This is a genomic window from Variovorax sp. 10L426 (genome assembly GCF_056395305.1).
Genome location: NZ_JBFTJF010000010.1, coordinates 83,391 through 95,298, shown reverse-complemented (window position 1 = coordinate 95,298; position 11,908 = coordinate 83,391). Strand labels below are relative to the sequence as shown.

Here is an 11,908-nt window from a genome sequence, read left to right as displayed (position 1 = left end):
AAGAGTTGGCGGGCGCCGACTTGATAACCACGCTCCTTGAGCATATAAGTCGTCATGGTTCCTTATCGTCGCAAGACGGAAAGGAGGGTGCCATGAGGAGACGCATTTACTGGCTGATGCCGGATCTGGCGAGCGCCAGGCGAGCGATGCATGATCTCGTGCAGGCGCGCGTCGACGTTGCGCACATTCATTTCGCCGGCTCGGAAGACACTGACACGACGGGCCTTCACGCGGCGAACGTGTGGCAGACCTCGGACCTCGTTCACGCGGCCAAGACAGGATGGGTGGTCGGCAGCGCCTGCGGCATGGTCGTCGGCCTGATCGCCGCGTTGATGTTTCCGGTCCTGGGCGACGATCCCGAATGGGAGCTGGCCGTGGTGCTGGGCGTCCTGGGCGGCGTGGTCGGCGCATGGTCGGCCAGCATGATCGGCATCTCGATCCCGAGCCCGCGGCTTCGTCGCTTCGAAGGCGCGTTGGCCCAGGGCTGGATCCTGCTGATGGTGGACTTGCCGCGTTCGCGCGCGCAAGACGTCGAAACGCTGTTGCGGACTGCGCATCCCGAAGCCCTTTTCGAGGGCGAGGAGCAGCAGGTCCCGGCGTTCCGCTAGCAGCGCGCTTGAATGGCGCGATGCCTATGACGAGTCGAGGTACCGCCCATGATCATGGCTGTCGCCCTGCTGCTCATCGTCGTCGGCTCCGTGCTGTTCCATTGGCTCAACCCATGGTGGACGACACCCCTGGCATCCAACTGGCAAGAGATGGACGACACCCTGACCATCACGCTGGTGATCACGGGCATCTTCTTCGTCGCGATCAATCTCTTCGTTGTCTACACACTGCTGCGTTTCCGGCACCGCGAAGGCCGACGCGCGGCGCATGAACCCGAAAACAAGAAACTGGAGCGCTGGCTGATCGGCGGCACCTCCGTCGGCATCATGGCGCTGCTGGCGCCCGGCCTGGTGGTTTACGCCAACTACGTGAGGTCGCCGCACGACGCGATGGAGCTCGAAGTGCTGGGGCAGCAATGGCAATGGCACTTCCGCCTCCCGGGTGCGGACGGCAAGTTCGGCGCGACCGACGCGCGTTTCGTCAAGGGAGGCAATCCGTTCGGGCTCGACCCGGATGATCCGGCCGGACAGGACGACATCCTGGTCGCAGCCAACGAGGTGCACTTGCCGCTCGGCAAGCCGGTGCTGGTGCTGGCGCGCTCGCACGACGTGCTGCATGACTTCTTCGTGCCGCCATTCCGCGCGCGGATGAACACGGTGCCGGGCCAGGTCAGCCGCTTCTGGTTCACGCCGACCTTGGCGGGTCGCTACGAGGCGCTCTGCGCGCAGCTCTGCGGCGTCGGGCATCCCAACATGCGCGGCTTCGTGGTGGTGGAAGACGAGGCCAGCTTCAACGCCTGGCTGGCGGCGCAGCCGACCTTCGCGAAGACGCAGGTCAAGGCGCCGGCCGTCTCACCGGCCGAAGGTGCGGCGGGTGCCGGCGCGCGCGTCGAGCAGGGGCGGGCGCTCGCGGAATCCAAGGGCTGCGTGGCCTGCCACACCATCGACGGCACGCCGCGCGTGGGACCGACCTGGAAGGGCCTCTACGGCAAGACCGAGACGATGGCGGACGGTTCCACCGCACTGGTCGACGAGAACTACTTGCGCAGCTTCATCCGCGATCCGCAGGCCCGACAGGTCAAGGGCTTCGCGCCGGTCATGCCCAAGCTGGACGTGAGCGATGAAGAACTGGCCGCGCTGGTGGCCTATATCCAGAGTCTCGGCAGCCCGCCGGCGCAGGCTGCAACCGAACAGAAGGCGCAGCGATGAACCACGCCAATGTCTTGCCCCAGGATGATGCTTCCGAACACCACCGGCCGCTGACCTTCCTGACGCGCTATGTCTGGAGCCAGGACCACAAGGTGATCGCGGTCCAGTACGCCTGCACCGCCATCGCGGTGGGGCTCGTGGGGGTGGTGCTTTCCAACCTGATGCGCCTGCAACTGGGCTTCCCGGGCGTGTTCGAGTTCATCAACCCCGAGCGCTACTACCAGTTCGTGACGATGCACGGAATGATCATGGTGATCTACCTGCTCACCGCGCTCTTCCTCGGCGGCTTCGGCAACTACATGATCCCGTTGATGGTGGGGGCGCGCGACATGGTGTTCCCCTATCTCAACATGCTGAGCTTCTGGGTGTACCTGCTGTCGGTCGTCGTGCTGATGGCGAGCTTCTTCGTCCCCGGCGGGCCGACCGGCGCGGGCTGGACGCTGTATCCGCCGCAGTCGATCCTGCAAGGGACGCCCGGCTACGACGGCGGCATCGTGCTGATGCTGGTGTCGCTCATCATTTTCATCGTGGCGACCACGATGGGCGGCTTGAACTACGTCACCACCGTGCTGCAGGCGCGCTGCGAAGGCATGACGCTGATGCGCATGCCGCTGACCGTGTGGGGCATCTTCGTCGCGACCATCCTTGCGTTGCTGGGCTTTCCGGCACTGTTCGTCAGCGGCGTGATGCTGCTGCTCGACCGGACGCTCGGCACCAGCTTCTTCATGCCGGCGCTGGTATCGATGGGGCAGGTGACCAACTACAAGGGCGGCAGCCCTCTGCTGTTCCAGCACCTGTTCTGGTTCTTCGGGCATCCGGAGGTCTACATCGTGGCGCTGCCCGCCTTCGGGATCGTGTCCGACCTGATCAGCGTGCACGCGCGCAAGTGCATCTTCGGCTACCGCATGATGGTCTGGGCCATCGTCGCCATCGGTGCACTCAGCGTGGTCGTGTGGGCGCACCACATGTTCGTGAGCGGCATGAATCCGTATTTCGGCTTCTTCTTCGCGACCACCACGCTGATCATCGCGGTGCCGACCGCGATCAAGGTCTACAACTGGCTGCTGACGCTGTGGCGTGGCGACATCCATCTGTCGGTGCCGATGCTCTTCGCGCTGGCTTTCGTCTGCACCTTTGCAATCGGCGGACTCACGGGGCTCTTCCTCGGCAACGTGAGCGTGGACATTCCACTCTCGGGCACCTATTTCGTGGTGGCGCACTTCCACATGGTGATGGGCGTCGCGCCACTGCTGGTGGTGTTCGGCGGCATCTACCACTGGTATCCCAAGATCACCGGCCGCATGCTGGACGACCGGATCGGGCAGTTGCACTTCTGGATCACCTTCATCGGCACCTACCTGATCTATTTCCCGATGCACTACCTCGGCGTCCTGGGCATGCCGCGGCGCTACTACAACTTCGACGGCTACAAGTTCATTCCGCAATCGGCCTTCACGCTCAACACCTTCATCACGGTGGTCGCGCTGATCGTGGGCGTGGCGCAGTTGCTGTTCGTGTTCAATCTCGCCTGGAGCTTCTGGCGAGGCCGGCCTGCGACTTCCAATCCCTGGCGGGCTGCATCGCTCGAATGGCAGACGCCGACCACGCCGCCGGGCCATGGCAACTGGGGGCCGCGGCTGCCGGTGGCCTATCGCTGGGCCTACGCCTATGGCGTGCCGGGCGCGAAGGAAGACTTCATTGCGCAGAATGCGCCCCCCGAGGCCGGTGGCGTGGAGCCCGAACCCCACGGCAAGGGCAGCGCCCAGGGAGCACCGGCATGACCGCGACACTGGCGGCAAGAGGCGTCGATCGTGGCGGCGGACCTCGCGACGCACACGGCGGCGCGGCGAGCATCGGGCTGTGGGTGTTCATGGGCGTTGCGACCGCGCTGTTCTCGCTTTTCGCGATGGCGTACCTGATTCGAATGAACAGCGATGATGCCGTGACGCTCGCGCTGCCATGGCAGTTGTGGCTCAGCACTTCGCTGCTCATTGCCGGCAGCGTGACGTTGCAGCGGGCCACCGCGGCGGCACGCGGCGCGGCGCTGAGGCGGACGCACCGGCTGCTGCTTGCCGGGGGCCTCTTCGCGCTGGCATTCATCGCCGTGCAGTTGTGGGCGTGGGACGCACTGTGGCGTGCGCAGGTGATGCCCGCCGGCAATCCTGCGGGAAGCTTCTTCTATCTGCTGACAGCGATGCACGGACTCCATCTGATCGGCGGCCTGGTCGGCTGGGCCTGGACGATGCGGACCGCCTGGGACAGCCCCTTCGGTTCAGCATGGCGCATCGCACTGTGCGCGCGCTACTGGCACTTCATGCTGGCGGTCTGGCTGGTGCTGTTCGCCTTGCTGGGCTGGGTGACGCCGGAAGTGGCGCGCTTTATCTGCGGCACGGCGTGAAGGAGTAACCATGAGCGCCGCGCCGGGCCGCCCCAAGCAAGCTCGCACCGCAGTGCGAAGCACGGAGGTTATCCAATGAGCACTGCGACCATCGCTCCCCCGTCTTCGGCCCCGATCGTCGCCGTGAGCGGCTGGCGGGGGCTGATCGCCGACTGGTCTTCCGATCGCCAGGCCTTCCACGTCTCGTGGGGCAAGGCGATGATGTGGATCTTCCTGCTGAGCGACACCTTCGTCTTCAGCTGCTTCCTCACCGGCTACATGACGGTGCGGGTGTCGACCACCGCGACCTGGCCGAATCCGAGCGAGGTGTTCGGCCTCAATGTCGGCGGTGCCGACGTGCCACTGTTGCTCATTGCCATCATGACTTTCGTGCTCATCAGCAGCAGCGGCACGATGGCGATGGCCGTCAACTGCGCCTATCGCCGCGACCGCATCAATGCGGCCACGTTGATGATCGTTACCGCGACCTTCGGCGAACTCTTCGTCGGCATGCAGGCCTTCGAATGGTCCAAGCTCATCCTCCACGAAGGCGTGCGGCCCTGGGGCAATCCGATGGGTGCGGCGCAGTTCGGCTCGGCGTTCTTCATGATCACCGGCTTCCACGGTCTGCATGTGACGGCCGGTGTGATCTACCTGTTCACCGTGGCATTCAAGCTGATCCGCGGCGACTACGACAAGACCGGCAACTACCAGATCGTCGAGATCGCGGGCCTGTACTGGCACTTCGTGGATCTGGTGTGGGTGTTCATCTTCGCGCTGTTCTATCTCTGGTGAGGTCGACCATGACTACAGGCACGGGCCAACAACATCCGATCAGCCTCTACCTGAAGATATGGGGGCTGCTGTTCGTGCTGAGCACGATGTCGTACCTGGTCGATTACTTCCACTTCCAGGGCTATCTGCGATGGAGCCTGATCATCATCTTCATGCTGCTGAAGGCGGGGCTGATCGTCGGGGTCTTCATGCACATGGCGTGGGAGAGGCTGGCGCTGGTCTACGCCATCCTGCTGCCGCCGCTTGCCTTGCTGGTGCTGGTCGGGCTGATGTTCGCGGAGGCCGGCCACACTTTCCTGACGCGGCTGCTCTTCTTTCATTAGGCATTGCGCGCAGCCTGGGTGCAGGCTCTTACCGGTGGCTGATGTAGCGAGTGACGACGGGCAGCGACTCGCCCTGGTGAAACGCCAGCCGCCGCTCGCGCAGCGCGATGTCCGCCGCCGTGGCGCGGTGAAATCGCCGCAGATGCTCCGTCCATGACTCGTCGACGATCTGCTCGACGTAGCGCTGCGGGTCCGCGATGTCGTGCAGCAGTTCCCATGCGATCGCGCCCTGGCTCAGGCGGGCGCGGCGGGTCTGGTGCATCACGAGCAGGAAAGCGGCCGCGCGAGCCGGGTCGATGAGGTATTCGACCGTGATCACCACGCGTCCCTGCTCGCCCGGCGCGCTGTTCGGCGGACCCGTGGCCCAGCCCTGCTTGGCGGGACTGGTGTCGTCCTCCTCGCCGGTGCCGTCGGTCACGTAGCGCAGCACCAGCAGCATGCACAGCGTCCCGCTGGCGGCGCCGATGCCCAGGCTGACATAGAGCGACGTGAGCTCCGCCACCTGGCCCCAGAGTGCGGCGCCGAAGGCGCTCGCCCCCATGATCGCCATCTGGTACATCGACATGCCGCGCGCGCGCACCCAGTCGGGCAGCGCAAGCTGCGCCGACACCGAGAGCGAGTTGGCCACCGTGATCCAGGCCATGCCGCAGAGGAACATCGCGGGCACGGCCACCCAGGCGTTGGGCGCGAAGGCCATGATCGCGGCCGCACCCGACTGCAGCAGCGTGCCGCGAAGCACCAGTTGGTCGCGCAGCATCGCCTGCCGCAGACGCGGCAGGAACAGCACCGCCACGATGGCACCCGCGCCCATGGACGCGAGCAGCAGCGTGAATGTGCCGGCCCCGCCGCCGTGCAGGTTGCGCGCCAGCAGCGGCAACAGTGCGAGCAGTGCCGTGGAGTGCAGGAAGGAAACCGCAACGCGCGTGAGCACCGCGCGCATGCGCTGCGACTGACGCACGAACTGCACGCCCACGCGCATCGCGCTGATCAGCTTTTCGCGGCCCAGCGGATTGGGCGTGTGCTCGCGCCGCCAGCGCAGCACGACGAAGCCCGACGCCACGCACAGCACGGCGTTGAGCCCGAACACCCATACGGTCCCCGCGCTCGCGATCAGCGTGCCGGCGAGCAGCGGGCCGACGATGCGCGAGGCGTTCATTGCGATGCCGTTGAGACCGAGCGCCGCCGGCAGGTGCGTGCGCTGTACCAGTTCGGGCACGATGGCCGAGAACACCGGCCAGCGCATCGCCAGGCCGATGCCGTTGGCGAAAGTCAGCGCCAGCAGCAGCGGCGCGTTGATCACGTCGAGCACGACGGCCACGCACAACGCGATCGCGGTGCCCGCGAGCCAGAATTGCGTCGCGACAAGCCAGCGCCGCCGATCCAGGATGTCTGCGAGCGCGCCGCTGGGCAGGCCGAGGAGAAACACCGGAAGGGTCGAGGCCGACTGCACCAGCGCGACCCACATCGGCGACGTCGTGAGCGACGTCATCATCCAGGCCGCTGCCACATCGTTCATCCACATGCAGATGTTGGCGATCAGCCAGGTGCTCCACAGCATGCGGAACACGGGGAGCCCGAGCGGTTCGAGCGGGCCGACGCGCGCTGGTTGCGCGCGGGCGGTGATTGTCTCCTGGGGCGATATCGGTGGCATCGGGCTTATTGTCAGGTGGCGCGCCTGTCGTCCTTCAGCGCGCCGCCTTGGGATCAAGGTGGGCAAGCGGCAGCGCATGGCTCGCCTTGACCTCGCCGAGCGAGAAGCTGGTGTGAATGTCTTTCACGTTGGGCAGGTTGAGCAGATGCTGCAGGGCGAAGCGCGAGAAGGTGTCCAGGTCCTGCGAAACCACCTGCAGCTCGAAAGTACCGGTGCCGCTGATGTAGTGGCACGAGATCACTTCCGGAAGCTTGCGGATCGCGTCTTCGAGCTTGCGGGTGACGTCGCCGGCGGTGCGTTCGGCGTCCACGCGCACGAAGGCGAGCACGCCCAGCCCGATCTTGTGCCGGTCGATCTCCGCGTGGTAGCCCTTGATGAAGCCGGCTTCCTCCAGCGCCCGGACGCGGCGCCAGCACGGCGCGGCCGACAGGCCCACGCGTTGCGCAAGCTCGGCATTGGTGAGCCGCCCATCGGCCTGAAGTTCTTGCAGGATGGCGAGGTCGAACTTGTCAATGCTTTCCATTTGTGCTGATTTTAAGCAAGCTCCTTTCAAAATGCCGTGTCTAACGGGCAAAGAACGCAAACACCTGTCGCTGGAGCAGGCATACACTTTGCGTGATGATGGCCGAGGGGAATCCGACCCGGATGCCTCGCAAGCCACGCCCACAAGGCTCAGCCCACTGGACACTGGAGACAAACACGATGAATGCACCGCTGCCCGAGCACATTCGCAAGGCCCTGGAAACGGTCACGCTCGACGACAAATATTCACTCGATTACGGCCGCGCTTTCATGAGCGGCGTGCAGGCCCTGGTCAAGCTGCCGATGCTGCAGCGCTTGCGCGACCAGCAGCAGGGCAAGAACACGGCGGGCTTCATCAGCGGCTATCGCGGCTCGCCGCTCGGCGGCTACGACCAGGCGCTCTGGAAGGCCAGCAAGTTCCTCAAGGAACAGAACATCGTCTTCCAGCCGGGCGTGAACGAAGAGCTGGCGGCCACCGCGCTATGGGGCACGCAGCAACTCGGCTTCTCACCGGCCGGCACCAACAAGTTCGACGGCGTCTTCGGCATCTGGTACGGCAAGGGCCCCGGCGTGGACCGTTGCTCCGACGTCTTCAAGCACGCCAACATGGCCGGGACCACCGCCTGGGGCGGCGTTATCGCGGTGGCCGGTGACGACCACATCTCCAAGAGTTCGACCGCGGCGCACCAGAGCGACCACATCTTCAAGGCGTGCGGCACGCCCGTGTTCTTCCCGGCGAACGTGCAGGACATCCTGGACCTCGGCATCCACGCCTTCGCGATGAGCCGTTTCGCCGGCATCTGGTCGGGCATGAAGACGATCCAGGAGATCGTCGAATCGAGCGCCACGGCGATGATCGATCCCGAGCGCGTCGAGATCGTGACGCCCACCGACTTCCAGATGCCGCCCGGCGGCCTGCACATCCGCTGGCCCGACCATGCGCTGGAGCAGGAAGCGCGGCTGATGCACTACAAGTGGTACGCCGCGCTCGCCTACATCCGCGCGAACCGCCTCAACCACAACGTGATCGAAGGGCCGAACGACCGCTTCGGCATCATGGCCAGCGGCAAAGCCTTCAACGACACCCGCCAGGCGCTGATCGACCTGGGCCTGGACGATGCGGCCTGCCGCCAACTCGGCATCCGGTTGCACAAGGTGGCGGTGGTGTGGCCGCTGGAGGCGCAGCTCACGCGCGCCTTCGCCACCGGCCTGCAGGAGATCCTCGTGGTCGAGGAAAAGCGCCAGGTCATCGAATACCAGCTCAAGGAAGAGCTCTATAACTGGCGCCCTGATGTGCGGCCCAACGTGGTCGGCAAGTTCGACGAAGGCGAAGTGCATCAGGCCGAAGGCTATTCGGGCGGCGAATGGTCGATGCCCAATCCGACCGCGCACACGCTGCTGCGCGCCAATGCCGACCTGAACCCTGCGCTGATCGCCAAGGCCATTGCCCAGCGTCTCAAGAAGACCGGCATCCTCGCCGCCGCGGGCGCGGACATGGCTGCGCGCATCGACGCGCAGCTCGCGATTCTCGAAGCCAAGGAGCGCGCCATGGCGGCGCCGCAGACGATCGGCGTGGCCGACGCGACGCGTCAGCCCTGGTTCTGCTCGGGCTGCCCGCACAACACCAGCACCGTGGTGCCCGAAGGTTCGCGCGCCATGGCCGGCATCGGCTGCCACTTCATGGCCACCTGGATGGACCGTTCGACCATCGGCTTCACGCAGATGGGCGGCGAGGGCGTGCCGTGGGTCGGCCAGCAACCTTTCACGACGGACCAGCACATCTTCGCCAACCTGGGCGACGGCACCTACTTCCACAGTGGCCTTCTGGCGATCCGCCAGAGCATCGCCGCCGGGGTGAACATCACCTACAAGATCCTCTACAACGACGCGGTCGCCATGACCGGTGGCCAGCAGGTCGGCGAGCGGCCCGAAGGGCATTCGGTGCTGCAGATTGCCGAAAGCCTGCATGCCGAAGGCGCGGTCAAGGTGGTCGTGGTCACCGACGAGCCCGAGAAATACGAGGGCGTGAACGTGCCCGGCGAGAACGTCAAGGTGCGTCATCGCGACGAACTGGACGAGATTCAGCGCGAGTTCCGCGAGATCAAGGGCACGACGGCCATCATCTATGACCAGACTTGTGCGACCGAAAAGCGCCGTCGCCGCAAGCGCGGCACGGCCGTCGATCCGGCCAAGCGCGTCGTCATCAACGAACTGGTCTGTGAAGGCTGCGGCGACTGCAGCGTGCAGAGCAACTGCCTGTCGGTCGAGCCCCTCGAAACCGAGTTCGGCCGCAAGCGCACGATCAACCAGAGCACCTGCAACAAGGACATGAGCTGCCTCAAAGGCTTCTGCCCGAGCTTCGTCACCGTCGAGGGCAGCCAGCTCAAGAAGAAGTCGAAAACCAAGGGCTCGTCGCCGGTCGAACTCGGTGCATTGACAGAGCCGGCGATTCCCTCGCTCGCTGGCGGACAGGTCTGGGGCATCGTGGTGGCGGGCGTCGGCGGCACCGGCGTGATCACCATCGGGCAGCTGCTTGGCATGGCGGCGCACATCGAAGGCAAGGGCATCGTCACGCAGGATGCGGCGGGCCTCGCTCAAAAGGGCGGCGCCACCTGGAGCCACGTGCTGATCGGCGACACGCAGGACGACATCCGCACCACGCGCGTCGGCACGGCGGCGGCCGACCTGATCCTGGCCTGCGACCCGCTGGTCAGCGTCAATGCCGAAACGACGGCGCGCATGCGCGAAGGGCGCACGCACGTGGCCCTCAACAGCCACAGCAGTCCGACGGCGGCCTTCGTGCGCAACGCCAACTGGCAGAACCCGCAGGACACCTGCGCCGCCGAGATCGCCCGTGCGGTCGGCGTCGATGCGGTTGGTGCATTCGATGCCGACGCCGCCGCGACCTCGCTCATGGGCGACAGCATCTACGTCAACCCGATGATCCTGGGCTACGCCTGGCAGAAGGGGTGGATTCCGCTCGAACTCGCTTCGCTGATGCGGGCGATCGAACTCAACGCCGTGGCCGTCGACAACAACAAGGCGGCCTTCGAGTGGGGCCGCCAGGCCGCGCAACGGCCGGTGGAACTGCAAAAGCGCGTCCAGCCGGGCCAGATCATCGAATTCAAGAAGCGCGAGTCGATCGACACCCTGGTGGCGCGCCGCGTCGAATTCCTGACCGGCTACCAGAACGCGGCCTACGCTGAACAGTACAAGACGTACATCGCCAAGGTGCAGAAGGCGGAATCGGCGCTGGGCAAGACCAGCCTGAGCGAAGCCGTCGCACGCTATCTGTTCAAGCTGATGGCTTACAAGGACGAGTACGAAGTCGCCCGCCTGCACACCGACCGCAGCTTCCTCGAACGCGTCGAAGGAATGTTCGAGGGCCAGATGGGCAAGGATTTCAAGCTCAACTACCACCTCGCGCCGCCCATCATCGCCAAGAGGAACGCCAAGGGCGAGTTGCAAAAGCAGAAGTTCGGCCCCGCGATGCTGACCGGCTTCCGGCTGCTCGCAAAGTTGAAGGGCCTGCGCGGAACGGCATTAGACATCTTCGGTCGCACCGACGAGCGCAAGACCGAGCGCGCCCTGATCGGCGAATACCGCGCGAGCATCGACGAAGTGCTCACCAGCCTGAACGCCGCGAACCATGCGGCAGCCGTCGAGATTGCGAGCCTGCCCGAGCAGATTCGCGGCTACGGCCACGTGAAGGACCGTCATTTGGCCGCCGCCCGCGTCCGCTGGGCCGACCTGATGGCCAAGTGGCGCAATCCGCAGGCCGTCAAGGCCGCTGCCTGAGCGTCACGAGCGGCCTCCAGCCGCTGGGCTGAATGCCCTTGATCGCCTCGCCAGGTTCCCCCCGGCGGGTCGGGTGCCGCCGAATACAATGCTCGGTGCTGTGCGCGGCCGGGCCGCGCTGCGCGGCTGGTTTTCGCACTGCTGCGGACCCGCGGGACCTCTTGTATTGGAGGCCGGCGCTCTTATTTCTTCCCTCTGCTGGAGACTCCCTTGTTCATTTCCTCTGCTTTCGCCCAGACCGCACCCGCTGCCGGAGGCGGCGACATGATGTCCTCGCTCGGCAGCATGCTGCCGCTGGTCCTCATGTTCGTGGTGCTGTACTTCGTCATGATCCGTCCGCAGATGAAGCGCCAGAAAGAAGCCCGCGCCATGATCGAGGCCCTCGCCAAGGGCGATGAGGTCGCGACGTCCGGCGGCATCCTCGGCAAGATCACCCAGATCGGCGAGCAATACCTGACCATCGAAATTGCCAAGGGCATCGAAGTGCAGATCCAGCGCAGCGCCGTCGTCCAGGTCCTGCCCAAGGGCGCAATCAAGTAATGGCTCGCCCCCAGGTTGGCTCACTTCGTGTAGCCGCCCACCCCCTACCGGGGGCAACACCAGCGGCCCGGCAAAGCCGGTTCCG

At 65.5% G+C, this 11,908-nt stretch carries 10 protein-coding genes; 8 read left to right on the top strand and 2 right to left on the bottom strand.

The window, feature by feature from the left end:
• The first annotated feature begins 92 nt into the window (after positions 1–92).
• From AC1DHL_RS16110 to AC1DHL_RS16085, 6 genes are all read left to right on the top strand, one after another.
• The gene (locus tag AC1DHL_RS16110) at positions 93–608 is read left to right on the top strand and encodes a DUF1269 domain-containing protein (RefSeq protein ID WP_478162597.1); all 516 of its coding nucleotides are present in this window, start codon (positions 93–95) and stop codon (positions 606–608) included.
• Positions 609–656: 48 nt separating this feature from the next.
• On the top strand, positions 657–1,817 hold the full coding sequence (locus AC1DHL_RS16105; RefSeq protein WP_478162596.1) for a cytochrome c oxidase subunit II: 1,161 nt from the start codon (positions 657–659) through the stop codon (positions 1,815–1,817).
• Positions 1,814–3,598, top strand: a complete 1,785-nt coding sequence (gene ctaD / locus AC1DHL_RS16100; protein ID WP_478162595.1) for a cytochrome c oxidase subunit I — start codon at positions 1,814–1,816, stop codon at positions 3,596–3,598. The genes AC1DHL_RS16105 and ctaD overlap by 4 nt, the downstream gene beginning before the upstream one ends.
• Positions 3,595–4,215: a cytochrome c oxidase subunit 3 gene (locus AC1DHL_RS16095; protein WP_478162594.1), complete on the top strand. Its 621-nt coding sequence runs from the start codon at positions 3,595–3,597 to the stop codon at positions 4,213–4,215. The genes ctaD and AC1DHL_RS16095 overlap by 4 nt, the downstream gene beginning before the upstream one ends.
• 75 nt (positions 4,216–4,290) lie before the next feature.
• Positions 4,291–4,989 carry a heme-copper oxidase subunit III family protein gene (locus tag AC1DHL_RS16090; RefSeq protein ID WP_478162593.1) on the top strand — a complete coding sequence of 233 codons (699 nt, stop codon included), beginning with the start codon at positions 4,291–4,293 and terminating at the stop codon, positions 4,987–4,989.
• 8 nt (positions 4,990–4,997) lie between these two features.
• Entirely contained in the window at positions 4,998–5,312 is a 315-nt protein-coding gene (locus AC1DHL_RS16085; protein WP_478162592.1) for a cytochrome C oxidase subunit IV family protein, read from the top strand.
• Between the two features lie 28 nt (positions 5,313–5,340).
• On the opposite strand, the gene AC1DHL_RS16080 is transcribed toward AC1DHL_RS16085, so the two are convergent.
• Positions 5,341–6,963: an MFS transporter gene (locus AC1DHL_RS16080; protein WP_478162591.1), complete on the bottom strand. Its 1,623-nt coding sequence runs from the start codon at positions 6,961–6,963 to the stop codon at positions 5,341–5,343.
• A gap of 34 nt (positions 6,964–6,997) precedes the next feature.
• Positions 6,998–7,486 carry an Lrp/AsnC family transcriptional regulator gene (locus tag AC1DHL_RS16075; RefSeq protein WP_478099866.1) on the bottom strand — a complete coding sequence of 163 codons (489 nt, stop codon included), beginning with the start codon at positions 7,484–7,486 and terminating at the stop codon, positions 6,998–7,000.
• Between the two features lie 179 nt (positions 7,487–7,665).
• Between AC1DHL_RS16075 and AC1DHL_RS16070 the strand changes: the two genes are divergently transcribed.
• Together AC1DHL_RS16070 and yajC are read left to right on the top strand one after the other, a co-directional pair.
• Entirely contained in the window at positions 7,666–11,283 is a 3,618-nt protein-coding gene (locus tag AC1DHL_RS16070) for an indolepyruvate ferredoxin oxidoreductase family protein (RefSeq protein ID WP_478162590.1), read from the top strand.
• Between the two features lie 210 nt (positions 11,284–11,493).
• Positions 11,494–11,823 (top strand): preprotein translocase subunit YajC, encoded by a 330-nt coding sequence (gene yajC / locus AC1DHL_RS16065; RefSeq protein ID WP_478099870.1) that lies wholly within the window; start codon positions 11,494–11,496, stop codon positions 11,821–11,823.
• The last annotated feature ends 85 nt before the right edge of the window (positions 11,824–11,908 follow it).

Bases quoted from the DNA above. Each gene is read 5' to 3' on its own strand.
- AC1DHL_RS16110 (WP_478162597.1), top strand. From the start codon at position 93: ATGAGGAGACGCATTTACTGGCTGATGCCGGATCTGGCGAGCGCCAGG.
- AC1DHL_RS16105 (WP_478162596.1), top strand. From the start codon at position 657: ATGATCATGGCTGTCGCCCTGCTGCTCATCGTCGTCGGCTCCGTGCTG.
- ctaD (WP_478162595.1), top strand. From the start codon at position 1,814: ATGAACCACGCCAATGTCTTGCCCCAGGATGATGCTTCCGAACACCAC.
- AC1DHL_RS16095 (WP_478162594.1), top strand. From the start codon at position 3,595: ATGACCGCGACACTGGCGGCAAGAGGCGTCGATCGTGGCGGCGGACCT.
- AC1DHL_RS16090 (WP_478162593.1), top strand. From the start codon at position 4,291: ATGAGCACTGCGACCATCGCTCCCCCGTCTTCGGCCCCGATCGTCGCC.
- AC1DHL_RS16085 (WP_478162592.1), top strand. From the start codon at position 4,998: ATGACTACAGGCACGGGCCAACAACATCCGATCAGCCTCTACCTGAAG.
- AC1DHL_RS16080 (WP_478162591.1), bottom strand. From the start codon at position 6,963: ATGCCACCGATATCGCCCCAGGAGACAATCACCGCCCGCGCGCAACCA.
- AC1DHL_RS16075 (WP_478099866.1), bottom strand. From the start codon at position 7,486: ATGGAAAGCATTGACAAGTTCGACCTCGCCATCCTGCAAGAACTTCAG.
- AC1DHL_RS16070 (WP_478162590.1), top strand. From the start codon at position 7,666: ATGAATGCACCGCTGCCCGAGCACATTCGCAAGGCCCTGGAAACGGTC.